The 23,788-nt window shown below is 66.8% G+C and carries 21 protein-coding genes; 14 read left to right on the forward strand and 7 right to left on the reverse strand.

All coding sequences use genetic code 11. From position 1 onward, the window contains the following. Window positions 1-107 precede the first annotated feature (107 nt). Entirely contained in the window at window positions 108-1,124 is a 1,017-nt protein-coding gene (locus NWF34_RS03175; RefSeq protein ID WP_024498100.1) for a hypothetical protein, read from the forward strand. A gap of 186 nt (window positions 1,125-1,310) precedes the next feature. Beyond that, on the forward strand, window positions 1,311-2,144 hold the full coding sequence (locus tag NWF34_RS03180; protein WP_375295615.1) for an oxygenase MpaB family protein: 834 nt from the start codon (window positions 1,311-1,313) through the stop codon (window positions 2,142-2,144). Window positions 2,145-2,357: 213 nt separating this feature from the next. Here the strand turns inward: NWF34_RS03180 and NWF34_RS03185 are convergent, their stop codons facing one another. After that, complete coding sequence (locus NWF34_RS03185) at window positions 2,358-3,434, reverse strand: IS110 family transposase (protein WP_309148623.1); 1,077 nt, start codon at window positions 3,432-3,434, stop codon at window positions 2,358-2,360. 320 nt (window positions 3,435-3,754) lie between these two features. Here NWF34_RS03185 and NWF34_RS03190 point away from each other — a divergent pair, with 320 nt between their 5' ends. Beyond that, window positions 3,755-4,219: a cupin domain-containing protein gene (locus tag NWF34_RS03190; protein ID WP_024499750.1), complete on the forward strand. Its 465-nt coding sequence runs from the start codon at window positions 3,755-3,757 to the stop codon at window positions 4,217-4,219. 20 nt (window positions 4,220-4,239) lie between these two features. Here NWF34_RS03190 and NWF34_RS03195 read toward each other — a convergent pair whose 3' ends face one another. Continuing rightward, entirely contained in the window at window positions 4,240-4,983 is a 744-nt protein-coding gene (locus NWF34_RS03195) for an alpha/beta fold hydrolase (RefSeq protein ID WP_024499749.1), read from the reverse strand. 154 nt (window positions 4,984-5,137) lie between these two features. On the opposite strand from NWF34_RS03195, the gene NWF34_RS03200 reads away from it, so the two are divergent. The 8 genes from NWF34_RS03200 to NWF34_RS03235 all read left to right on the forward strand — a co-directional run bounded on the left by NWF34_RS03200 (window position 5,138) and on the right by NWF34_RS03235 (window position 16,040). Next, window positions 5,138-6,199, forward strand: a complete 1,062-nt coding sequence (locus tag NWF34_RS03200) for an MBL fold metallo-hydrolase (RefSeq protein WP_024499748.1) — start codon at window positions 5,138-5,140, stop codon at window positions 6,197-6,199. Between the two features lie 87 nt (window positions 6,200-6,286). Continuing rightward, window positions 6,287-6,718: a Fur family transcriptional regulator gene (locus NWF34_RS03205; protein ID WP_191834533.1), complete on the forward strand. Its 432-nt coding sequence runs from the start codon at window positions 6,287-6,289 to the stop codon at window positions 6,716-6,718. A gap of 49 nt (window positions 6,719-6,767) precedes the next feature. After that, window positions 6,768-8,993, forward strand: coding sequence for a catalase/peroxidase HPI (katG, locus tag NWF34_RS03210; protein ID WP_024499746.1), 2,226 nt, complete (start codon window positions 6,768-6,770; stop codon window positions 8,991-8,993). Between the two features lie 136 nt (window positions 8,994-9,129). Continuing rightward, window positions 9,130-9,495 carry a metalloregulator ArsR/SmtB family transcription factor gene (locus NWF34_RS03215; RefSeq protein ID WP_024499745.1) on the forward strand — a complete coding sequence of 122 codons (366 nt, stop codon included), beginning with the start codon at window positions 9,130-9,132 and terminating at the stop codon, window positions 9,493-9,495. Beyond that, window positions 9,492-11,153 (forward strand): SulP family inorganic anion transporter, encoded by a 1,662-nt coding sequence (locus tag NWF34_RS03220; RefSeq protein WP_024499744.1) that lies wholly within the window; start codon window positions 9,492-9,494, stop codon window positions 11,151-11,153. The genes NWF34_RS03215 and NWF34_RS03220 overlap by 4 nt, the downstream gene beginning before the upstream one ends. Before the next feature lie 221 nt (window positions 11,154-11,374). After that, on the forward strand, window positions 11,375-13,615 hold the full coding sequence (locus tag NWF34_RS03225) for an NADP-dependent isocitrate dehydrogenase (protein ID WP_096274676.1): 2,241 nt from the start codon (window positions 11,375-11,377) through the stop codon (window positions 13,613-13,615). 97 nt (window positions 13,616-13,712) lie between these two features. Then, window positions 13,713-14,441, forward strand: a complete 729-nt coding sequence (locus NWF34_RS03230; RefSeq protein ID WP_096274677.1) for a hypothetical protein — start codon at window positions 13,713-13,715, stop codon at window positions 14,439-14,441. 159 nt (window positions 14,442-14,600) lie between these two features. Next, window positions 14,601-16,040 carry a CHAD domain-containing protein gene (locus NWF34_RS03235; protein WP_024499741.1) on the forward strand — a complete coding sequence of 480 codons (1,440 nt, stop codon included), beginning with the start codon at window positions 14,601-14,603 and terminating at the stop codon, window positions 16,038-16,040. Between the two features lie 78 nt (window positions 16,041-16,118). On the opposite strand, the gene NWF34_RS03240 is transcribed toward NWF34_RS03235, so the two are convergent. The 3 genes from NWF34_RS03240 to NWF34_RS03250 form a co-directional block, all read right to left on the reverse strand. Further along, complete coding sequence (locus NWF34_RS03240) at window positions 16,119-16,616, reverse strand: NADPH-dependent FMN reductase (RefSeq protein WP_024499740.1); 498 nt, start codon at window positions 16,614-16,616, stop codon at window positions 16,119-16,121. Between the two features lie 98 nt (window positions 16,617-16,714). Continuing rightward, window positions 16,715-17,494: a hypothetical protein gene (locus NWF34_RS03245; RefSeq protein WP_024499739.1), complete on the reverse strand. Its 780-nt coding sequence runs from the start codon at window positions 17,492-17,494 to the stop codon at window positions 16,715-16,717. A gap of 79 nt (window positions 17,495-17,573) precedes the next feature. Then, window positions 17,574-18,869: a hypothetical protein gene (locus tag NWF34_RS03250; RefSeq protein WP_024499738.1), complete on the reverse strand. Its 1,296-nt coding sequence runs from the start codon at window positions 18,867-18,869 to the stop codon at window positions 17,574-17,576. Window positions 18,870-19,143: 274 nt separating this feature from the next. Between NWF34_RS03250 and NWF34_RS03255 the strand changes: the two genes are divergently transcribed. Next, window positions 19,144-19,851: a type 1 glutamine amidotransferase gene (locus tag NWF34_RS03255; protein ID WP_238064021.1), complete on the forward strand. Its 708-nt coding sequence runs from the start codon at window positions 19,144-19,146 to the stop codon at window positions 19,849-19,851. On the opposite strand, the gene NWF34_RS03260 is transcribed toward NWF34_RS03255, so the two are convergent. Beyond that, entirely contained in the window at window positions 19,836-20,909 is a 1,074-nt protein-coding gene (locus NWF34_RS03260; RefSeq protein ID WP_024499736.1) for an ADP-ribosylglycohydrolase family protein, read from the reverse strand. The two genes, NWF34_RS03255 and NWF34_RS03260, sit on opposite strands and share 16 nt — an antisense overlap. A gap of 264 nt (window positions 20,910-21,173) precedes the next feature. Between NWF34_RS03260 and NWF34_RS03265 the strand changes: the two genes are divergently transcribed. Both NWF34_RS03265 and NWF34_RS03270 read left to right on the forward strand, forming a co-directional pair. After that, window positions 21,174-22,421, forward strand: coding sequence for a DUF222 domain-containing protein (locus NWF34_RS03265; protein WP_024499735.1), 1,248 nt, complete (start codon window positions 21,174-21,176; stop codon window positions 22,419-22,421). A 289-nt stretch (window positions 22,422-22,710) separates the two neighbouring features. Further along, the gene (locus NWF34_RS03270; protein WP_024499734.1) at window positions 22,711-23,028 is read left to right on the forward strand and encodes a hypothetical protein; all 318 of its coding nucleotides are present in this window, start codon (window positions 22,711-22,713) and stop codon (window positions 23,026-23,028) included. A gap of 18 nt (window positions 23,029-23,046) precedes the next feature. Here NWF34_RS03270 and NWF34_RS03275 read toward each other — a convergent pair whose 3' ends face one another. Beyond that, on the reverse strand, window positions 23,047-23,775 hold the full coding sequence (locus tag NWF34_RS03275; protein ID WP_024499733.1) for a hypothetical protein: 729 nt from the start codon (window positions 23,773-23,775) through the stop codon (window positions 23,047-23,049). Window positions 23,776-23,788 lie beyond the last annotated feature (13 nt).

Genomic DNA, 23,788 nt, shown 5'->3' on the forward strand with positions numbered 1-23,788 from the left:
CGTGAGCCCGGCGACCGTCGATTCACGATCACGGGTTACAGACGAGGACCCGGTGGCAACACTCGGGGTGTACGCATCCCATAGCGGATGAGAAGGGAGCGAGACCAATGACAGTTTCCACCACCACCATCCACCAGCAACTTCGTGCAATCCTCGCGATGACCCACACCGAGATCCAGATCGCCGAGACGCGCCAGGCCCAGGCCCGGACCGACGCGATCCGCAAGGAACTCTCCGAGAACGCCGAGAAGGCGCGAAAGCGTGCCGAGGCGATCGAGGCCGCTCTTCGCGACCGCGGCGGACTCGTCGATGTCGTCCGACCCGTTCTCGGTCGCGTCGGCGCGATGGCCAAGACCCTTGTGGAGCAGGCCCAACCGCTCGACGAGGCACTCCTCGACGACCTCGCCCTGGAGCAGCGACTCCTCGCACGCTCGACGTATCTCAAGGCCCTCGCGACCGGCCAGGAGGACACGGAGCTCGTCGACCTGGCCGAACGGCTGGTCGTGGCCCACACCGCGACGGTCAACTGGCTGACCACGGTCCTCGCCGAAGAGGCGCTGGGCGGACCTACGGCACTGCGCCGGGGACCGACCCAGTGGGCGAGCGGACTCGCGGCACGCGCGCTCACCGCACCGGCGAACGGCGCATCGTGGGCCATTGACCGGACCGCTGACTTCGCGCGCCAGATCCCGGACCCGATCGCCGTGGTGCGCAGCCGTTTCGCGAGCGCCGTCGATGACGCGGCCGACGCCGCCTCGCGTGCCGGTGACGCGATCGAGAACGCCGGTACCGCGGTCTCGAAGACGGTGGCCGCCGGCCGCGACGCAGCCCTGGAGGCAGTCGAGGACAGTGCGCGCGACAGCGGCGCCGTCGGCGCAGCGGACGCGCTCCACCAGCTCCGCGAGTTCACCGGCACCGTCGACTCCGCGGATCTGCCGATCGATGGTTACGCCGACCTCAACGTCGGCGATGCCGTCGCCGCCGTCAAGGAACTGACGGCACCGGCCGAACTCCGCGTGACCCTCGCCTACGAGGAGACCCACAAGAACCGTCAGCGGGTCGTCTCGGCCATCGAGATCCGATTCGCCGAACTCGCCAAGGAACTGGTCGGCATCGACAGCTGATCGGCCCTACCGGCCAACACGACGGCCGCCATCCCAGCGGATGGCGGCCGTCGTCGCATGCTGTCACCGGTACGCCGGGGCCGTTGACACGAACCCACGGTTCTGACATTTTTGATCACACCCGTTGTCACATCAGGACGCGGGCCGAGCCGATCCGGGGGTCAGATGTCTCAGCAGAAACGCACGATGACGCGAGTCGAGATGGACAACATCGACAGCAGTTTCTTCGCGCGATCACTGTTGTCGATGGGGCAGACCATGAGTACGACAAACGTGATCATGCAGCTCGCCAACCCCGCCGTAGGCTACGGCGTCGCACGCAGCAAGGTCGAGAACGGGCGCCTCGACAAGCATCCGGTGAAACGTGCCCGCACCACCGCGTCGTACCTGGCGGTCGCCGCGATGGGCAACGCCGACGACCGACGGCGCTACCGACAGGCGGTCAACGGACAGCACGCCCAGGTGCGCTCGGACGCCGACAGCCCGGTGGAGTACAACGCGATGAACCCCGACCTCCAGCTCTGGGTCGCCGCCTGCCTCTACTTCGGGTGGGAGGACATCTACGAGCGCGTGCACGGCCCACTGCACGGCGCCGAACGTGAGGAGTTCTACCAGCAGGGCAAGGTGTGCGGTACAACGTTGCAGATGCCCGCCGAGGCCTGGCCGGAGAGCCGCGATGCCTTCGACGAGTACTGGGACTCGCAGGTCGCCCGCATCGAGATCAGCGACGAGATCCGGGACTTCCTCCTCGACATCGCCAACTTCGGCTACGCACCCAAGGCGATCCAGGACCGTTACGGTCCGGTCAAGCTCCGGCGGACGATCGGCTACCTCCCCGAACCGTTCCGGAAGGCCCTTCGGGTGGACTGGACCGACGAGGACCAGAAGTGGTTCGACGAGTACGTCGGCAAACTGGTCGAGGCCGAGCGCAAAAAGCCACTCTGGTTGTCGCAGATCGCTTTTCACATTCTCCTGCGCGACGTCCGCCTGCGTTGCCGGCTCGGCCGTCCGCTCGTCTGACGCCGTCCGACACACGCGTGCGGTGTGCGAGGAGCGATAGCGACGAGCCTCCTCGCTCCCTGAGGTGTGAGGAGCGATAGCGACGAGCCTCCTGGCTCCCTGAGGTGCGAGGAGCGATAGCGACGAGCCTCCTCGCTCCCTGAGGTGCGAGGAGCGAAAGCGACGAACCTCCTCGCTCCCTGAGGTGCGAGGAGCGAAAGCGACGAGACGGTCCTATAGCTTGTCAAGGGTTCCGAGGTCGGTGGTGAGGTCGCGGAACACTTCGCGGGCGATGTAGCGCTTGAGACAGCGGATGATGTCTTTTTTCGTTTTGTGTTCCGCGGAACGCCGCTCGACGTAGGCGCGGGTGGGTGCGTGGGATTTCATCCGGCCGACCGCGATCATGTGCAGAGCACTGTTGGCTTGCCTGTCTCCACCCCGATTGAGTCGGTGACGGCTGGTCTTGCCCGAGGATGCCGGTAGCGGTGCGGCACCGACGAGTTTGGCAAACGTCGCCTCGGTGCGCATCCGCTCAACGTTGTCACCAGCGGTGATCACCAGTCGTGCGGCGGTGACCGGTCCGATCTGCGGTCGGGACAACAGGGTCGGCACCACCGTGGCCAACAGCCTCTCGAGTTCGCGGGTCAACGAACAGACCTCGCGTTGGGCGAGTCGGTGACGCTCGAGCAGTGAACGCGCGGCACGCACGAACGCCGCGGCCGGCCCGGACAGATCATCCTGGTCAGCCGGCACCGGTAGACCCGCGATGAACGCTGCCCGCGCAGTGATGGTGCGTGCCTGGCGGGCCTGGTCGGCGAACTCCACTGGTGCGGTGGTGCACAGGTCGCGGATCTGGTTACCGATCCGGGTGGCCTCTTCCACCGCCGAAGTCCGTGTCACGGTGAGCATTCGGACCGATTCGACCGTGCCGCGGGTGTCTTTGGCGACCGCGGTGGCGCGGCCGGTGATGACCGCCATCGCCGCGGCATAAGCGTCGAGTTGATCGGTCTTCCCGTGGGCGTAACGGCGCGGTAGGTCGGGGGCGTTGACCTCGATCACCGCGACCCCCTGATCGGTGAGCATGCGGGTCAATCCGGCTCCGTAGGAGGCGCTCGACTCCACCGCGGCGTACTCGATCCGGCCGAAACCACAGGCCCACTGCCACATCTCGGTGTAGCCGGCAGCGGTGGTCGGGAACTCCCGATCGGCCAGCGGACGGCCGTCGGCGGCGACAATGGCGGCATGGTGGGTGCGTTGATGGGTATCCACGCCCAGCACCACCACTTGCGTATCGATCATGGTTGGGGTCATCGTGGTGATGTCTCCTTCACACTCGTGTGCTGGATGACCTCACCGGGGCGGGTGGACAGGACAGTGAAGAGTCACGGCCCACCAGCCAGACAGGGTCCTAATCAAGTCACACCCGCCCCGGCCCTCAGGTCTCATGGCGCGGGTAGCCGACCGGAGGTTCCGGGCCGACACATCTCGCTCATGACAGCAACCGTCAGCCTCGAAGTAAGTCAGACCCAGACCCGGTCGACCACCCAACCCATTCTCACTGCCTCGAAGGGCCCGTAACCGGATCGCCGAAACCGCAGCTCTCCGGCGTCGTGCCGACGTAATGTCGCCCGATGACCTTCCGCACCACGGCCATCACCGCCATCGCCGCAGCCGCACTCCTCACGCCCGCTCTCCTGGGCCCGGTCACCGCGAATGCGACTCCCTCCTCAGGGGTCTCGGCAGTGACCCTCGCCGAGACCGACATCCCCGCCGGACTGCTGCCGTTCGTTCCGCAGGGCGTGCACGTGGAGGTCCGCGAGATCACCATCGCACCCGGCGGCACCACCGGCTGGCACTTCCACGACGCCCAGATCTACGCCTTCGTCCGGCAGGGCACGCTCACCCACCCGGGCGCGGACTGCAAACCGGTCGTCTACCGGGCCGGCGAGGTCATCGAGGAACCCGCCGGGAAGGTCAACACCCACGAGGGCACCAATCTCGGCACCGTCCCGGTGATCCTCGACGTCCTCTACCTGATGCCGCCCGGCAAGCCGTTGTCGGAGGATGCCGTCGCACCAGCCTGTGCGCAGTCGTAGATGTACCGGCGCTCCGGCTTTCAGCCGACCGGCGTCGTGGCCGCTTCGTCGATGATGTGCGCTAGGTCGCCGGGGCGGCTCCACATCGGCCAATGCCCGGTCGGGAGGTCGACGAGGTCGACATGGTCGAGGCGTGACACCTCGGCGAACATGGGGTGACCCGCGTCGGCCAGCTCGGTTATCTGCGCACTCGGAATCGAGCAGCACACCAGAGTGGTCGGGACGGCACGTCGCGCATCGTTCGTGAGCTCCACCCGCTGCCGGAGCACGGGACCGGGTTCCGGAACGGCCCTGGCCCGAAAACGCTGGAGCGTCTCGGTGTTCAGGCTCTCGAGACTGGCCTGCTCCCCGAGTACGTCGAAGGGCGGCAGAGGGAGCTCGTCCAGATCCTCGGGTGCATCCGGGGCGAAGACACTCCCGGACGCGACGGGCCCGCTGTCGACCCACACCACGTGGCGAACGAGTTCGGGTCGCTGGTCGAGCACCAGACTCACCGGCGCGTTGGCCCCGCTGTGCGCCACGATGACCACCGGCTCGGCCTCGGAAGCCCCAGCTCCGATGATGGTCTGTCTGATCGCCGTCGCCTGGTCGTCGAGCGTCCTGGAGGCACGCCCGGAGTCCCGTTCATCGAGGCCGGGAAGCGTCATCGGAATGGCCCGCCGGCCGTCGGCGGTCAGGTGTTCGCACACCTCGTCCCATGCCCACGCCCCCAGCCAATGCCCGGCGATCAGGATGATGGGTGAGTTGTTCGCGTTCGTCGTCACGTCTCGATGCTGTCAGGCCTCTAGGACAGCCCCTGTCCCCATTTGGACACGATCCTGCGTCTCCCGTGTGGAGCACCCCGGCACGACGCCCGGACGTTCCGCGGTCGGTACACCTCGACCATCCCTGACGCGTTCGGTCGTAGACTGCCGGTTCATGTGCCGCCGCGTCGTGCTGACCCTGTCCGTGCTGCTTGTGGTCGCGGGTCTCGCCGTGCCCCAAGCCAGTACTGCTCGAGCGGATTCCGCGCTCGTCGCGGCCCGTTCCGCGGTGTTCGGCGCCGACAACGTCGACCAGACCACGGGCGCGGTGCGCGACGACCGCGTTCTCTTCTCCTGGTTCGGCGTCTCGAGCTTCGCGGTCGCCATGGCGGGCAAGGTCTTTCTCACCGACGCCTGGGTGCCCAACGCCTACCGCGGCCACGTCCCGACGACCCGGGCTCAGATCGCCGCGATCAAACCCTCGCACATCCTGATCGGGCACGGGCATTTCGACCACGCGGCCGACGCCGTCGACATCGCCCGCGCCTCCGGTGCGCGCCTCGTCGGCTCGGCGAGCCACTGCGCGTTCTTCCACCGGTCCGCGCCGCGCGTCGCCTGCGACGTGGTGGCTGCCGCCGGTGCCCGTCCGGGTAGCACCCGGCCCTACCGGGGCATTCCCGGGATCGCGGTCACCGCGATGAGCAACATCCATTCGACGCTGAAAGCACCTGAGGGCGAACATCCTCCGCTGCTGCCCATTCCGCCGAGCGACCGCCTGGTCACCAACCCGCCGCACGCGGACGAACTCGGCCGGCTCGCCGGGCACCTCGACGATCCGGAGGGCGGCGCCGTCCTCTATGCGTTCGAGGTCGGTGGACGGCGAATCGTGTGGAACGACTCGGTCGGCCCGGTGAGCCAGGTACCCGGCGGGCGGGCCATCCTCGCGACGCTTCGCGACCTCGGCCCGGTCGACCTCCACGTCGGGTCCATCCAGGGCTTCAACGAGATCACCAACGGCCTGGGCGATCCGCTGCGCTACATCGACGCACTCCGTCCGAAAGTCTTTGTGCCCAACCATCACGACGACTGGTTCCCGGTGATCGCAACCCCCGCCGTCAACCGCGAACGAGCGTTCTTCGACGCGCTGGCAACCATCGACGCCCGGCCCGAGGTGCGCTATCTCCGCGACCCGCAGGACTACCTGCGCCCCGACCGCGTGACGCTCGAGCTGCGCTGATACGCCCAACCCGGTGTTCTCGCGGAGTTTTGATCAGATCCAGAAAAACGCCGTGCAACCGTAGGGAACGTGCCTATGGTGGGTCACGTGGCATCGACATCTGACTATGCCCAGCAACTCCGGGCCGCAGACCTCAGAGTCACCCAACCACGGGTGGCGGTCATGCGTGCCGTCGACGAACACCCCCACACCGACACCGACACCATCTACGGCATCGTCCGACAGATGCTGCCGAATGTGTCCCGTCAAGCCGTCTACGACGTCCTCCGGGCACTGACCGAAACCGGTCTCATCCGGCGGTTCCAGCCGTCGGGTTCGGTGTCGCTCTACGAATTCCGCACCGGCGACAACCATCACCACGTCGTCTGCCGCGCGTGCGGAACCGTGGCGGACGTCGATTGCGCAATCGGCGAGGCACCGTGCCTCACCGCATCCCACGACCACGGTTTCGTTCTCGACGAGGCCGAGGTCATCTACTGGGGACTCTGCCCGGACTGCGTCAGCCCAACCCCGACCTGATCACATCCGTGATCGCAGCCCAACCGGTTCCACCATCGAAAGGAATGTCGTGACCTCCGACAGCCGCCCACCCAATCCCGCCGAAGAGACTCGCAGCACCAGCGAGAGCGAGAATCCGGCCATCCCCTCGCCGGAGCCGAAAGCGCATGCGCCGCTGACCAACAAGGACTGGTGGCCCGAGCAGATCGACCTGTCCAGGCTGCACGCGCATTCTTCGCTGTCCAACCCGCTCGGCGAGGACTTCGACTACAAGAAGGAATTCGCGAAACTCGACGTCGAGGCACTCAAGGCCGACCTCGTCTCGATCATGACCCAGTCACAGGACTGGTGGCCCGCCGACTACGGCCACTACGGAGGCCTGTTCATCCGCATGAGCTGGCACGCGGCCGGCACCTACCGCATCTACGACGGCCGCGGCGGCGGCGGGCAGGGCGCACAGCGCTTCGCCCCGCTGAACAGCTGGCCCGACAACGCAAACCTGGACAAGGCACGTCGTCTGCTGTGGCCGGTGAAGCAGAAGTACGGCACCAAGCTGTCCTGGGCCGACCTGCTGGTCTTCGCCGGCAACGTCGCCCTGGAGTCCATGGGATTCAAGACGTTTGGCTTCGGTTTCGGTCGCGAGGACATCTGGGAGCCCGAAGAGGTGTACTGGGGTCCCGAGGACACGTGGGGCGGCACCGACAAGCGGTACTCCGGTGAGCGTGACCTCGCCAAGCCGCTGGGCGCCACCACGATGGGTCTCATCTACGTCAATCCGGAAGGCCCCGAGGGCAAGCCGGATCCGGTCGCCGCGGCCTACGACATCCAAGAGACCTTCGCCCGGATGGCCATGAACGACGAGGAGACCGCGGCCCTCATCATCGGTGGCCACACCTTCGGCAAGACCCACGGCGCCGGGGACGCGGGCCTCGTCGGTCCCGAGCCCGAGGCTGCACCGATCGAGCAGCAGGGCCTGGGCTGGAAGTCCAGCTACGGCAGCGGCAAGGCAGAGGACGCCATCACCTCCGGCCTCGAGGTGGTCTGGACCAACACGCCGACGCAGTGGGACAACAGCTTCCTCGAGATCCTCTACGGCTACGAGTGGGAGCTGCAGAAGAGCCCCGCCGGTGCGTGGCAGTACGTCGCCAAGGACGGTGCGGGCGCAGGCACCATTCCCGATCCCTTCGGCGGCCCGGGACGCGCGCCCACCATGCTGGTCACCGACGTCTCGATGCGGGAGTCGCCGATCTATGCCGACATCACCCGCCGCTGGCTCGACCATCCCGAGGAGCTCGAGGAGGCCTTCGCCAAGGCCTGGTACAAGCTGCTCCACCGCGACCTCGGTCCGGTCAGCCGCTACCTCGGCCCGTGGGTTCCCGAGCCGCAGATCTGGCAGGACCCGGTGCCCGCCGTTGACCACGAGCTGATCGACGACGCCGACATCGCGTCTCTGAAGGGCAAACTGCTCGAAGCACTTTCGCCGACGCAGCTGATCAAGACCTCGTGGGCGTCGGCGGCCAGCTTCCGCAGCACCGACAAGCGCGGTGGTGCCAACGGCGCACGCATCCGTCTCGAGCCCCAGAAGAACTGGGAGATCAACGAGCCCGGTGAGCTCGCCAAGGTGCTGCCGGTGTACGAGCAGGTCCAGAAGGACTTCAACGACTCGGCGTCCGGCGGCAAGAAGGTGTCCTTGGCGGACCTCATCATCCTCGGCGGTGCCGCCGCGGTGGAAAAGGCCGCGGAGGCAGCGGGATTCCCGGTCACCGTGCCGTTCACACCGGGACGCACCGATGCCTCGCAGGAGAGCACCGACGTCGACTCGTTCGAGGTGCTCGAACCCCGCGCGGACGGTTTCCGCAACTACAGCCGCGGCGGAGAGAAGGCGCCACTGGAGGAGCTGCTCCTCGAGCGCGCTTACATGCTCGATCTCACCGCTCCTGAGTTGACGGTGCTGGTCGGCGGTCTCCGCGTCCTCGACGTCAACCACGGCGGCTCGAAGCACGGCGTGTTCACCGACCGTCCGGGAGTCCTGTCGACCGACTTCTTCCGCAACGTGGTCGACATGGGCTTCGAGTGGAAGTCGGGTTCGGAGGAGAACGCCTACGAGGTCGTCGACCGTGCGTCCGGCGAGACCAAGTGGACGGCGACCACGGCCGACCTGGTGTTCGGCTCGCACTCGCAGCTCCGCGCACTCTCCGAGGTCTATGCCCAGGATGATTCGGCCGAGCGATTCGTCAACGACTTCGTCAAGGCGTGGGTGAAGGTGTCGAACAATGATCGTTTCGATGTGAGCTGATTTCGGCTCGTCGATCGGGAGGCACCCCGCGGACCAGGGCCGCGGGGTGCTTTCGTGTCGGCACGCGCTATAGTATGGATTGAGCAATCCTTCAATCCATCAATCCGTCAACTAGTGCTTTCCCCTGGAGTGACCCGTGCCCGATCCCAGCCCCGAGCAGCCGCTGTACGAGATCAAGGCCAACCTGTTCAAGGCGCTCGCCCACCCGGCGCGCATCCGCGTCCTCGAGATCCTGAGCGCCAACGGTGAACCGACTGCGGTGAGCGAGCTGCTAACGGCGACCGAACTCGAGCCGACGCTGCTGTCCCAGCATCTCGGCGTACTCAAGCGTCACCATGTCGTCACCGGCAACCGCACCGGCAACGCCGTATTCTACGAACTCGCGCACCCGAAGATCTCCGACCTCTTGGTCATCGCCCGGACCTTCTTGATCGACACCCTCGGCGCACAGCGCGAACAGTTCGATGCCATCTCGTCGCTACCACCGGTGACACCCCGATGAGCACCAACGTCCTCACCGGTGTCCTCTCTCGAACGGCCAGATTCGTCCCCCGCCGCAGCGACTACGCGGGGCTCCGACGCAGCTGGCGCGCCGATGTCGTCGCAGGCATCACCGTCGGCGTCGTCGCGCTTCCGTTGGCGCTGGCGTTCGGCATCAGCTCGGGTGTCGGCGCCGCCGCCGGCCTGATCACCGCCGTCGTCGCCGGGCTCGTCGCCGCGATCTTCGGTGGCTCACACGTCCAGGTGTCCGGGCCCACCGGCGCGATGGCCGTCATCCTCGCGCCGATCGTCGCCGAGCATGGTCTGAGCAGCATCGCGGTCGTCACCGTCCTGGCCGGCGTCCTGGTGCTGGTGGCCGGTGTCCTCGGTCTCGGCCGCGCCGTCACCTTCATCCCCTGGCCGGTCATCGAGGGTTTCACCCTCGGCATCGCGGCGATCATCTTCCTGCAGCAGGTGCCGGCCGCGTTCGGCACCGTCGCACCGTCCGGCGCACGCACCCTCAACGCAGCCGTCGACGTCGTCGTGAACGCCGACTGGTCGACCGCCTGGCCCGCGCTGGCCGTCGTCGCGATGGTCGCCGTGATCATGCTCGTGTTACCGCGCATCCACCGCAGCATTCCCGAGTCACTCACCGCCGTCATCGTCGTCACCCTGATCGTCCACTTCACCGGCCTCTTCGACGTCGCCAGCATCGGTGAGCTGCCGTCCTCGCTGCCCGCCCCGTCGATCCCGCACGTAGACCCGGCGATGGTGAAGTCGGTTCTCGGCGCCGCGGTCGCCATCGCGGCCCTCGCCGCGATCGAGTCGCTGCTGTCGGCGCGCGTCGCGGCCACCATGTCGCCGACGGGCCCCTATGACCCCGACCGCGAGCTCGCCGGTCAGGGTCTGGCCTCGGTCGCGTCGGGAATGTTCGGCGGTATGCCGGCGACCGGGGCCATCGCCCGTACCGCGGTCAACGTGCGTTCCGGCGCACGTACACGCGTCGCCGCGATAGTGCACTCACTACTGCTGCTCGGGGTCGTCTACCTGGCGACCGGTCCGGTCTCGGCGATCCCCCTTGCCGCGCTGGCCGGGGTACTGATGGTGACCTCGTTCCGCATGGTGTCCGTCGGTACCGTCCGCGCGATCCTCAAATCCACCCGGTCGGACGCGCTGATCTTCGTCGTCACCGCGATCATCACCGTCACGCTGGACCTCATCGAGGCCGTCCAGATCGGCATCGTCGTGGCCGCGTTCTTCGCCCTGCGCCAGGTGGCGCAACGGTCCAGCGTGACCCGCGAGCCGCTGCCCGGCGACCCTCGACCCGGCGACGAGCGGATCGCGCTGCTCCGCCTCGACGGTGCGATGTTCTTCGGCGCGGCCGAGCGGATCTCGACCACGATCGCCGACCACCCCGACGAATCGGTGTCGGTCGTCATCATCCGGATGTCGCGGCTCGGCATGCTCGACGCGACGGGCGCGCACTCGCTGGCCGAGATCGTCACCGAACTCGAGAACCGCGGGATCACCGTCATCATCAAGGGCGTGCAGCCCGACCACCTCGAACTCCTCGAGGGCGTCGGGGTCTTCGACTCCCTGCGTCATGACAACCACCTCGTCGACACCCTCGACGAGGCCATCGCCCACGCGCGGAGTCACGTCGAACGCGAGAGAATATGAACTACCTGCATCGACGCCGACCCCCCGAGGTATCGCGCCGCCCCGCCTCCGGCGGCATCGAACCACAAGACCCGAGGCCCCTGAACGCGAGGCTGATCACAGGGGGCAGAATCGGGGGGTAGTTGTCACACGAGCACACCGCAAGCGTGGTATCGGTGAAGCCTGACTCACAAGGTCGCCGGCGACACCGGTTAATACAGACAGAATCGAGAACATCAGGCATGAGCACCCAAAAGCCGACCATCATCTACACGTTGACCGACGAAGCTCCCATGCTCGCCACCCACGCGTTTCTGCCGGTGGTGCGTACGTTCGCCGGCGCGGCCGGCATCGAAGTCGAAACCAGCGACATCTCGGTCGCGGCGCGAATCCTCGCCGAGTTCTCCGATCTCCTGCCCGAAGACCAGAAGGTTCCGGACAACCTCGGCGAACTGGGCAAGCTCACCCAGGAGCCCGACACCAACATCATCAAGCTGCCCAACATCAGCGCGTCGGTCCCGCAGCTCCACGCCGCCATCAAGGAACTCCAGGAGAAGGGCTACGACCTTCCCGATTTCCCGGGCAGTCCGAAGAACGAGGAAGAGCAGGCGATCCGCGACCGGTACACCAAGTGCCTCGGCAGCGCGGTCAACCCGATCCTGCGTGAGGGCAACTCCGATCGTCGTGCCCCGAAGGCCGTCAAAGAGTACGCGCGCAAGCACCCGCACAGCATGGGCGAGTGGTCGATGGCATCGCGCACCCACGTCGCGCACATGCGCGAAGGCGACTTCTACCACGGCGAGAAGTCGATGACCGTCGACGGCGACCGCAAGGTCAAGATGGAACTCATCCCCGACGACGGCAGCGAGACCCTGGTCCTCAAGCCCGAGATCGAGCTCACCGACGGCGACGTCATCGACAGCATGTTCATGAGCAAGAAGGCGCTCATCAAGTTCTACGAAGAGCAGATCGAGGACGCCTACAAGACCGGCGTCATGTTCTCGCTCCACGTCAAGGCGACGATGATGCGCGTCTCGCATCCGATCGTCTTCGGCCACGCCGTCAAGGTCTTCTACCGCGACGCCTTCGAGAAGCACGGCGACCTGTTCGACGAGCTCGGCGTCAACGTGAACAACGGCCTGTCGGATCTCTACAGCAAGATCGAGTCGCTGCCGAGCGCCCAGCGTGAGGAGATCGTCGACGACCTGCACAAGTGCCACGAGCACCGTCCCGAGCTGGCCATGGTCGACTCGGCCCGCGGCATCACCAACTTCCACTCCCCCAGCGACGTCATCGTCGACGCCTCGATGCCCGCGATGATCCGTGCCGGCGGCAAGATGTACGGCGCCGACGGACGCCTCAAGGACACCAAGGCGGTCAACCCGGAGTCGACCTTCTCCCGCATCTACCAGGAGATGATCAACTTCTGTAAGACCAACGGGCAGTTCGATCCCACCACGATGGGCACCGTCCCCAACGTCGGCCTGATGGCGCAGAAGGCCGAGGAGTACGGCTCGCACGACAAGACCTTCGAGGTCCCGGTCGGCGGCACCGCCAACATCACCGACATCGAGACCGGTGAGGTCCTGCTGACCCAGACCGTCGAAGAGGGCGACATCTGGCGTCTGTGCATCGTCAAGGACGCCCCGATCCAGGACTGGATCAAGCTGGCCGTGAACCGCTGCCGCGACTCGGGTATGCCCGTTCTCTTCTGGCTCGACCCGTACCGTCCGCACGAGAACGAGCTGATCAAGAAGGTCCACAAGTACCTTCCCGAGCACGACACCGAGGGTCTGGACATCCAGATCATGTCGCAGGTCCGTGCCATGCGGTACACCCTCGAACGCGTCGTCCGCGGTCTCGACACCATCTCGGCGACCGGCAATATCCTGCGCGACTACCTCACCGACCTCTTCCCCATCCTGGAGCTCGGCACCAGCGCGAAGATGCTGTCGATCGTGCCGCTGATGGCCGGTGGCGGCCTGTACGAGACGGGTGCCGGCGGTTCGGCGCCCAAGCACGTCAAGCAGCTCATCGAGGAGAACCATCTCCGCTGGGATTCGCTGGGTGAGTTCCTGGCCCTCGGGGCCAGCCTCGAGGACGTGGGCAAGAAGTTCGACGACCAGCGCGCGGTGATCCTGGCCAAGGCACTCGACGCGGCGACCGGCAAGCTGCTCGAGAACGACAAGGGTCCGTCGCGCAAGACCGGCGAGCTCGACAACCGCGGCAGCCAGTTCTACCTCGCCCTGTACTGGGCCCAGGAACTGGCCGGTCAGACCGAGGACACCGACCTGGCCAAGCAGTTCGCGCCGCTGGCCGAGACCCTCGCCGAGAACGAGGAGAAGATCGTCGAGGAGCTGAACTCGGCTCAGGGTCAGCAGGTCGACCTCGGCGGCTACTACTACCCGGACTGGGACCGGACCGCTGCGGTGATGCGTCCGAGCAAGACCTTCAACGAGGCTCTCGCTTCCGTCGAGTTCTGATCCACGCGTCACGGATCGAGGCGCCCCGGGTGATCTGATCACCCGGGGCGTTTTTCGTGCTCGCAGGTATCGCGCGCTGGGGACTACCGTCGACGTCATGGCCGACGTCGACATCGACTTCTACTTCGATCCCGTGTGCCCGTTCGCCTGGATGACGAGCAAATGGGTGCGAAAGGTCCAGGCGCAGCGCGACTACCGCGTCGACTGGCGGTTCATCTCGCTGCGCCTGTTGAACGCGCACATCGACTACGCCGCGCACTTCCCACCCGAGTACGAGGCCGGACACACCGCCGGACTCCGGCTGCTGCGCGTGGCCGCGAGCGTCCGTCGGGAACACGGCCGCGACGCGATCGCTCCGCTCTACACCGCTCTCGGCACCCGGATCTTCGAGGAACACACCGGCACCTACACGGTCGACAACACCGACTATCGAGGTACCGTCGGCTTCCTCGAGCCGGTACTGGAAGAACTCGGACTTCCCGCCCACCACGTCGACGCGCTGGAGAACACCGATATCGACGCGGAGATCCAGGCCGAGACCGACGAGGCGCTCGTGCTGACCGGCCGCGACGTCGGGACACCGATCATCCACTTCCGGCCGCCGGAGGGCGTGGCGTTCTTCGGCCCCGTCATCAGTCGCTTGCCGAGTGACGAGGACGCGCTCACGTTGTGGGATCACGTGATCGGGCTGGCGAGTTTCCCCGGTTTCGCCGAACTCAAGCGCAGCCTGCGCGAGAAGCCACAGCTCCGGGCCTTCGGCGTGACCGACGCCGAGGCGGGTGAGCAGGAGGACTGGCACGGCGGCAGCCGCCGGACCCAGAAGTGATCGGCCGGCAGACAGCTTTCGAATAGCACCGGTCACTCGTTCACGTCGACAGCAACGTTTATCCGATCTGCGATCCGGACACCCTCCAGAGGTCAATATGCGGCCGTCGACGCCGGAGACGTCGGCGTCCGTCATGCCGAACCGACCAGAGGAGTCGCCGTGCACACCGACACCACAGGCGAGAACACCTGGGACTTCGAACTGGATACCGCGATCCCCGAGCTCGGTGGCGATGCCGCCGAGTTCGTCGAGGTGACGTCGACCGAGTTCACCGATACGTACTACGACACCGAGAACCGTGACCTGCTGTCCCATCACGCGACCGTGGTCTACGCCAAAAGCGATGACCGCCGATCCGCGTGGCATGTGACGGTGCCACTGCCCGAGGGACACGCGACGCGAGAGATCGACGCACCGTCGACATCGGTACCCACCGAGGTGGCCGACACGCTGTGGGGACTGCGTCTCGGCAACGACCTGACCGTGGCGGCCATCATCCACACCCGGCGTACCCGCCATCGGTATCACGATTCCGCACGCGAACTCATGTACGAGGTCATCGACGATTCCGTGTCGGCGACGGTCACCGGACCGGTCGCGACGGCCACGAGGTGGCGCGAGGTCGGCGTGACACCTGGCCCCCGCTCATCCAGAGTCCCCAAGGACGTGCGCAAACGACTCGTCGGTGCGGGCGCGCGACCCGCTTCGGCGTCGTCGACCTTCGAACGCGCCGTCGGATACGCCGCGCCGCGCCGGAACGACTCGGCGTCGCCGGCAACCTCAGCCGTCGTCGGCTATGTGCACGAACAGATTCGGGCGATCTTCGCCGGTGACGTGGCGCTGCGTCGCGGGGAGAACCCCGTCCATCCCGTGCGCGTGGCGATCCGCCGCCTCCGCAGCACGTTGCGCACCTGTGCCGCACTGTTCGACGCACCTGGGTTGTCGACCTTCGATGACGAGCTCCGCTGGCTTGCAGGCATACTCGGAGAGGTCCGCGATCTCGAGGTTCTCCGGGCGCGGTTCGCCGCAGCCGTGGCGGACCTACCCGATGAGCTGGTCCTCGGCCCGGTGGCCGCCCGCATCGAGGAAGAGCTCTCGGCACGGCAACGACGTCACCGCCAGGGCGTCACCGAGACGATGACATCTGACCGGTACCGACAGCTACTGACGACCCTGTCGGCGTGGACTGCATCGATCCCGCTGGCCGACAGCCGAATTCGACGACAACAACTTCGACGCATCGCCACACGCTCGTCCCGGAAGGCCGACAGACGCCTGGCCCGCGCCATGTCGACCGGGCACGACGAGGATCTTCATCGTGCACGCAAAGCCGCGAAACGCGCCCGCTACGCAGGCGAACTCGCGGCACCCGCCGTGGACAAGAGCGTGGGTCGCGGTCAGGCCAAGCGCTACAAGAAGATCCAGACCATTCTCGGCGAGCATCAGGATGCCGTCGTGGCAGCTCGGACCCTTCGCGAACTGGGCGCGAGCGCAGGCACCCGCGACGGGGAGAACGGATTCACCTACGGCATCCTGTACCAGCGGGAACTCGACGCCGCGGCGTCCGCGAGGACAAGAGCGTTCAACCGCGGGAAGTGAGGCCGTGACGGCCTCTCTCCGGTCGGACGTGACCCGCAAGAACGTGATGACCTGTCGGACACACGGTCCCCTGTCGGATCAGGCGTCGGAAACCTTGGGCTGCAACGCCGATGCCCACCGATCGGTGTAGTCGGCGATGCGGGTGTCGGTGGTGTAGGTGGAGTCGATCAGGTAGAGACCGGGCAACGGGCACACGGCGCCGAGTTCCACGAGCACCGGCTTGAGCAGCAGGTCGGGTGCCATGGCGTGCGCCGGACCCGCCCCCAACATGAGCGGCACCGCGGTGACGCCACGCAGACCGTCACCGGTCGCGAACTGGTCGAGGAAGAGCTTCAGCACACCGGTGTAGGTCGACTTGAACGTCGGGCTCGCGACGATGACGAGATCCGACGACGCAACGGTCTCGACGGCCGCCTTGACCTTCTCGTCGCCCCAGCCGAGGAGACCAGGGCCGAGTTCGATGACGTCGACCACGTGGTCGGGTGCAGATCCGGTCAGCGCCTCGGCGAGCCGGTTGGCCGCGTCGAGCGTCCGCGAGCCGGGTTTCGGGTTGCCTGCGACGACGGTGGTGGTCATGGCGGTGCCTCTCGTCGGAATGAACCGTGCTGGATGCTATCCGGGCGCCGTCGCGGGCGCACCACCCAACGGGGATACCGATCACGCCGGTTCTGACGTCACCCCGACGCCAGAACCGCACCACCACGACGCCGCACCACGAACACGACGCCCGTCGTGACCACCAGGGCGACGATCGTGCCGATCGCGACTCCGACGACGGCGGTCGTCTCGCCCTGCGCCGTGGCCAGGATTCCGAGGAAGGCCCAGACCAGAGTGAGCGGATAGGCGACCAGCACGGAGCCGACCACCGCGGTCACGGCGAGCCCGAACAGGGCGCACAGGATCAGGACCGTCAGCTGCCAGCCGAGGGACTGCGGGTCGGCGAGGTCGGCGCCGATGGCGGCCGCCCAGTTCTGGAAGACCGCGGCCGTGGCCCAGGCGGCGTAGATGCCGACCAGGACGCGGGTGAGCACTCGCAACCAGCCGGGTGCCGCGTCGTCGGCGGGGCGCGCTGCGATCCGTGCTGCGTCGAGCAGCACCACCGCCATGACGGTCAGCACGATCGGGGTGATCCACGTCCATTCCGCGGCGGACACCAGAATCCAGACGGCCGCACCGGCGAACGCGATCTCGAGGTCGATGAGCAGGCGACGTGGATCGGCGGTCCCTGTCGATCCCTTCCAGACCACCGCGAGTGCGACGACGAGCGACAGCAGGTAGATCAGGCTCCAGATGGAGAACGTCCAGCCGGCCGGCGTGATGAGCAGATCGGTCGTCGACTCATCGGGTGAGGCACCGATCCCCGAGAACGGCACAACGGGCGCCACCACCTGCGCCACTGCGAGAATCACCGCGAGCCAGGTGATCGGACCGGAGACGCGTGCGACAGATGCCATGGCTCCCACCGTAGGCACAGGTTCGACTCCGACCATGTGGAAACCGCTGAACTGCAACATCACCGACGGCCGGCAGCAGTCACGAAGTCGTGTCCGCCGTCTGGCGATCCACCGCCCGGGGAACGGTCGGTGTCGCCACCCGTGTACGCCGGAGCACCAGCGCGATCGCGATCGCCGAGATGACCGCATAGATCACACCGATCGCGACGGCCCCACCGATTGTCCCGGCCAGCTGCCCGGCGATGCCGTCGAGCACCACCATCACCCCGGCCCCGCTGTAGGCGAAGGCCGAGAACGTGGCCGCCACCCGGCCCTGTTGGATGGGCGTGAGCCCGACGGTGATGTACGCCAGCGCGACCCGGTAGCCACCGGCTTGGCCGATGCCGCCGATGACGGTACCCAACAGGATCACCTCAAGTCGGCCCACCGCGAGACCCGCGATCGCGATCGACCAGCCGAACGCCAGGAGCAATCCCACCGACGGCAGCGTGGTGACGACGCGGAGACCCACGCCGGCGAAGTTCGCCAGCATCGAGACGATCAGGCATGCGCCGCCGACACACTGCGCGACGAGCAACGACTCGCTGATGCCCGTCGCGAGAATCGCATTCGGCATGGCTCCCACCGCGAGCGCGCCGATCGCCCAGGCCAGCGCCCCGACGAGGAACGCACCCGGGTCGCGGGACCGGGACGAGTCGACCACCACGTCGAGATCTCCGGTGTGCGCCGAGGGTACGTCCGCGATCTCCGGCTCACCGACCGGCACCGGATCACGTCCTGGCGCAAGGAGATCCGGGGCGGCCCGGAGTCCCGCGAACAGGAAGCCGAGACAGATCGTCATCGCGACCGCGTGGATGGCGTAGACCGTCACCAGCTGCCAGGGCAGGTACACCGCGATCAGGATCGCGGCGATGAGTCCGGACCCGGCACCGATGAGAGAACCCGTCGCCATGAACGCACGACCCTTCTCGCCGCGGGCCGCCACCATCATCGCCGCCGCCGCACCGGTGCTGAGCGCCACCGACGCGCCTGTCATCAACCGCCCGGGGAACAGCACCAGCGGATACCAGGCGCCGACGATCTCCACCAGGTCGCCGACGATGGCCGTGAGGAACGCAATCGGCAGCACCTTGCGCGTGTGCCGGATGAGCGGGCCGCGTGCGGAGATCAGCAGGATGACGATGAGCGCGACGAAGTAGGTGGCGAACAACACCGCGGCCGCGGCCGGACCGAAACCGTGGCGGTCCATGTAGCCGGGCAGCAGCGGCGTCATCGCGTTCGAGCCGCAGACCGCGAGGATGAAACCCACACCCGATGCTCCTGCGAGCAACCGGGTTCCGGCGTCACCTGTGCCCGCCGCGACCTTCACTGTCATATGTCGTGCCTCCTCATGCCACCGGTGGCCGTGAAGGCGCCGGACGGCACCGTCGGCATCACCGTGCAGGAGTACTCAATCCGACGGCTGTAACCGATCGGCAACCTGACCGTGGCGCCCGTATTGCGCACCTCGGCCCTTCACCGGCAACACCCTGACCTGCCCGGATGGCGGACGTGACCCGAACCACGCCGATTGTCGCCATGCCCTGACCCGGTTGGGAGACCCACCGACGACTACCCTGGCTGGTCACAGCGGATCGAGAGGAGTTCGGGTGGGCGGCAGTGTTCTCGCACTTGTTCACGGAGTGCGGCCGGAGTGGCGCGAATCGGTACTCGGTTCGTTGCTCCCCGCCTTCACCGACCGCGGCTTCGATGCCGTCATCCGTGACGTCGTAGACGGATCACTGCCCGACGCGAGCGGGTTCGACCTGGTGTGCGTGACCGGCTCCCCGGATTCGGCTTTCGACACGACGCTGCCGTGGATCGGCCCTGAACTGGAGTACCTCTCGGCGACGATCACCCAGCAGGTGCCGGTCCTCGGTGTCTGCTTCGGCGCCCAGATCCTCGCGAGGGCTCTCGGTGGTTCGGTGGCACCGAGCACGCGTCCCGAGCACGGCTTCACCACCGTCAGCACCACCCGCCCCGATCTGGTCGAAGCGGGTCCCTGGATGCAGTTCCACCGCGACACCATCACCGTGACCGACGTCGCCGAGGTGATCGCGGTCAACGATGCGGGTGTGCAGGCGTACGTCTCCGGACCTCACCTGGGCGTGCAGTTCCACCCGGAGATCACGTCGGACTGCTTCTCCGGCTGGCGCGAGGGTTTCACGAGCGCACGATCCGGCAGCGACGACGGAAAGGTCGACACCCGGGCACTCGCCGCTGAGATCGACGCTGCCGCAGTCGACGCCGCGGCCCGCTGCGACCGGCTCGTCGAAGGCTTCCTCGAGCACGCCGGGATCGGTCATCCCGTCGGCTGAAGTCCGACGTACTTCTCGGCGACGCCCGGGGCGTCGAGTTCCCAGTCGGTGAATTCGTAGAGGTCCGTTGCCATCTCGGTGATGACGTCGCGGAGTTCGAGCGGTTCGAGCCACTGCTCGCCGATCACCCCGATGCCGTCACGCGCGCCGAGAAGGTTCCCGGTGATCGCCCCGGTCGAATCCGAGTCGCCGTCGTGATTGACCGCGATCATCACCCCGTGTTCGAAGTCGCGCGCGACGAGCGCGCAGTAGATCGAGATCGCGAGCGCCTCTTCGGCCACCCACCCCTCGCCGAGACGGGCGATGGCTTCCTCCGGCGCAACGTTCTCGGCAGCGACCTGCTCGGCGAGTTCGACGGCGGCGAGGGTCTCGTCGTGCTCCGGTTTGGTTCGCAGGATGTCCTTCGCGCCGGCGAGCGACTCATCGAGCGTCGCACCTTCGACGAGGTCACGGATCATCACTGCGAGTACGCCTCCGCTCAATGAGCCCGACGGATGACCGTGCGTCAGTGCCGCGAGCGAGGTTGCGAGGTCGAAGGTTCCGACCGCCGACCATTCGGCGCGCGATGCGAACAACCCGACGGGGGCGACTCGCATGACGCCGCCGCAGCCCTTGCTGTTGTTGGATGCCGGCGCACCCGGTCGTGTCGTCGCGCGCAGAGCACTCAGGCAAGTGGTGCCGGGTGCGCGCTGGTCATGGAGTTCCCGGTGGCTCATCAACCAGGTGGCTCGTTCGGTCATCGGCAGCACGCCGTGACGCGGGTGTTCACCCTGCGTGATGAACCAGCGAAGGTAGGCGAGGGCCGTCGTCGCGGCGAAGCACGAGATGCCGCCGTCGCAGTCCCGCACCCACGCGCGCAGCAGTCCCTCGGCAGTGAACAGCGTCATCTGGGTGTCGTCGGTGATGGTGCCGATCCCGCCGTACGCGGGGGCATAGGAGGTGATCCCGGCCGGACCGAATCGATCGACGATCGCCGATCGTGACATGAACTCGACCGATCCCCCGAGCGCGTCCCCGACCGCACCCCCGATCAGGCAACCAACAAACTGATCCTTCATCGGTGTCACCTGCACTTTCCACGGTGTTCCAACCATGTTCACATGCAGGGACGACATTCGCACGACGACAGTTCGATCGAGGCCTACGCCTCGTCGTGCTGTGAGTGTGACCGCTTCGTCGATCACATCGGCCGGGGCAGCCGGTCCGCAGTTCTTGTCAGACCCCCGAGGTAGAACCGAAGACACAGAAATTGACGACGGAGCAGCAGTCACCGACGGGCCTCACCAACCGCATCGACACTCCCATGAGGGGAAGCTGCCGTCATGATCGACACCACTTCGCTCGGCGCCGTCCTCGACCGACTCGGCGAGATCACCCCGCCCGCCGATGACCCCACCGGTCGAGCAACGTTCGAACAGCTCAATCTCCTGCGCCTGATCCGCAACACCGTAGATCACCAGATCGTTTCTCACGCAGCGGCACTCGACGCTCTGCGCGTCGCAGAGAAGGCGGGCTCGACCACTAAGAAGCTACTGATCGAGATGGGATTCGCACCCGCGGTGTCGACGCGCGCCACCCGCATCGCCGAAGCGATGGGCACCTTGAGCAAGGTCGAGGCCTGCGCCGCCGACGGCCGCCTCTCGGGCGAGGTCGTCGACGCCATCGTGCGCGGCATCGCCGCTATCGAGAAGCGCTCACCCACAATGCTTTCCGACGACGATCGGGACGCATACGAGATCGATCTCCTCGCTCAGGCTTTGTCTGGCGCGACACCCGCCGAGATCGGCAAGCACGCTTCGTCCATCGGCAACACCATCGCCGACGAGGAGGGCGGCATTCCCGCGTGCGACGACCGCGCCCTGGACACGTTGTCGCACCACATGACCGACGACAATCGGGTGGAGATCCACGCCGACGTGACCCAGAGTGTGGGTGAGAAGTTCATCGCCATGATCGACGAACGGTCCGTGCCGCGTCCCGAACCCGACGGCGCCGAGGACCGACGCTCGGTCGGCCGGCGGCGCGTCGATGCTCTCGAGTTGTTGTTGGATCAGGCTGCGATCGGAGCCGCCCTCGACACGATCGGCACACCACGAACCCAAGTGGTGCTGACCATTCCCGCCGACGGCGGCGATCCCGCGTTCCTGCCCTGGACCGGACCGGTCACCCAGGCGACCGCGAAACGGTTGTCCTGCGACGGCACCCTGACCGAGGTCATCATCGACGGCGAAACCGTGCCGCTGCAGATGGGTCGCGAACGACGACTGTTCCCACCGCACCTACGCAAGGCGATCGTCCTCCGAGACCAGTCGTGCATCAAATGCGGTGCGCCACCGTCACATACTCAGGTGCACCACATCGAGCACTGGTCCGACGACGGTGAAACAGAACTCGACAACGGCTGCCTGCTCTGCCAGCGCTGCCACTCCCAGGTTCACCACCACGGCTGGGCCATCATGATCGGCTTCGACCGCCACCCCTGGCTCATCCCGCCCGCCCACATCGACCCCCAACGCCGCCCGCAACCGGCCTACAACCGGCGCACCATGCGACTCGACGACGCCGCCTGACCGACCACCCAGATCTGGGGCAGTTTGCGCCACACATCGGATCAATCTGCCCCGACCAACTCGCGGCCCTGCGGGACCGCATTTGATACTTGACAACTCCACAGTGTTGATCGATCGCCGGCGCAGCCGCTCGTTCCTGCTCACGCATCCGGCGTGAGCAGGAACGGGTGGGAGCGAACCAACACACACACCTTTCCGCCGGGCCGCCCTGCGCCCGCGTAGCCCGCGAGATGACCAGCCACCACCGCTGCCATGATTCGAACACACGTGCGATACTTCTGTCGTGAGCATGAAGTGGATTGGCGGGGACAACGGCCAACCACACCGGCCGGCATTCGTGCGGGTCGGCCACAAGGCGGTGCTCATCGACCTGGGTGCCCTCTACCCCAACGCACCCCACTTCACCGGCGAATACAACCCCGACGGCCTGCAGATACGGTCCGTCCACCTGGGCGTTCTGACCGAGTGGGGACGTGACGAATGGGGCGCCTGGTACGGCAAGGTGACCTACACGATCACCGCCAAGGACCGGCAGGAGAAGGTGACGCACTGGGTGCCGTCCTGGGCGCTGCGCCCGGCTGGGGACCCGCCGGCGCCGCGACGCTGAGTCGTCCGCATCCGATGGTCAGGGCAGATCCACCTTGCTCGCCAGCCAGCGACCGTCGATCTTGTCCATGGTCATCAGCACACGGCTACGGTCGACGCGCGGTTCCGGGCTCGCGGTGTTGGTGATCGACTGGTCGACGAACAGCATCACCACGACGCGATCGGTCGTCGCCGACTTCACGCCCGCGTCGATGACGACACCCTTGCTGGTGGCTTTGTTGTCGACGAGCATCTGCTTGAGCTGGTTGCTGGACCGCGAGTACATGTCCTTGAACTCGCCGGTCGCGCCGCCGAGGACCTCGGTGAAGTTCTGGTCGATGCTGCCGGAGTCGATGCTGGTCAACGTCACCGCGTAGTCCTTGGCGGTGGCCACCGCCTGCTGCTCGGCGTGGTCGACCGCATGGTTCTCGTAGAGCTTCCAACCCGCATATCCCCCACCGGCGAGCAGCGCGAGGATCGCGAGGACCGCAACGACACGGCGCGGCCGCAGGAGACCGGCCAGCCGTCCCGCCCGGATCACGGGACGACGACGCGTCCCCTTTCCGGCGACCTCGGGTGTGTCCGACGCCTCGGCGTCGCCGACCTCGATCTCGGTGGTCTCGGCGGCGGTCTCGGTCGAGACGTCGTCGACGACCGTTTCTTCACGGGGTCGTCGGGACTTGCCCCCGCGCACGGGCGACTTCTTGACGACGTCCTTGCCCCGTGGCGCCTTGGTGCCGGTCGTCTTGTTCGTCGTGGCAGTGCTCACGGTGTCACCTCTC

This window comes from Gordonia sp. GONU (assembly GCF_024733855.1).
Classification (GTDB): domain Bacteria; phylum Actinomycetota; class Actinomycetes; order Mycobacteriales; family Mycobacteriaceae; genus Gordonia; species Gordonia amicalis.

Bases quoted from the DNA above. Each gene is read 5' to 3' on its own strand.
- NWF34_RS03175 (WP_024498100.1), top strand. From the start codon at position 108: ATGACAGTTTCCACCACCACCATCCACCAGCAACTTCGTGCAATCCTC.
- NWF34_RS03180 (WP_375295615.1), top strand. From the start codon at position 1,311: ATGACGCGAGTCGAGATGGACAACATCGACAGCAGTTTCTTCGCGCGA.
- NWF34_RS03185 (WP_309148623.1), bottom strand. From the start codon at position 3,434: ATGACCCCAACCATGATCGATACGCAAGTGGTGGTGCTGGGCGTGGAT.
- NWF34_RS03190 (WP_024499750.1), top strand. From the start codon at position 3,755: ATGACCTTCCGCACCACGGCCATCACCGCCATCGCCGCAGCCGCACTC.
- NWF34_RS03200 (WP_024499748.1), top strand. From the start codon at position 5,138: ATGTGCCGCCGCGTCGTGCTGACCCTGTCCGTGCTGCTTGTGGTCGCG.
- NWF34_RS03220 (WP_024499744.1), top strand. From the start codon at position 9,492: ATGAGCACCAACGTCCTCACCGGTGTCCTCTCTCGAACGGCCAGATTC.
- NWF34_RS03225 (WP_096274676.1), top strand. From the start codon at position 11,375: ATGAGCACCCAAAAGCCGACCATCATCTACACGTTGACCGACGAAGCT.
- NWF34_RS03230 (WP_096274677.1), top strand. From the start codon at position 13,713: ATGGCCGACGTCGACATCGACTTCTACTTCGATCCCGTGTGCCCGTTC.
- NWF34_RS03240 (WP_024499740.1), bottom strand. From the start codon at position 16,616: ATGACCACCACCGTCGTCGCAGGCAACCCGAAACCCGGCTCGCGGACG.
- NWF34_RS03245 (WP_024499739.1), bottom strand. From the start codon at position 17,494: ATGGCATCTGTCGCACGCGTCTCCGGTCCGATCACCTGGCTCGCGGTG.
- NWF34_RS03250 (WP_024499738.1), bottom strand. From the start codon at position 18,869: ATGACAGTGAAGGTCGCGGCGGGCACAGGTGACGCCGGAACCCGGTTG.
- NWF34_RS03260 (WP_024499736.1), bottom strand. From the start codon at position 20,909: ATGAAGGATCAGTTTGTTGGTTGCCTGATCGGGGGTGCGGTCGGGGAC.
- NWF34_RS03265 (WP_024499735.1), top strand. From the start codon at position 21,174: ATGATCGACACCACTTCGCTCGGCGCCGTCCTCGACCGACTCGGCGAG.
- NWF34_RS03270 (WP_024499734.1), top strand. From the start codon at position 22,711: ATGAAGTGGATTGGCGGGGACAACGGCCAACCACACCGGCCGGCATTC.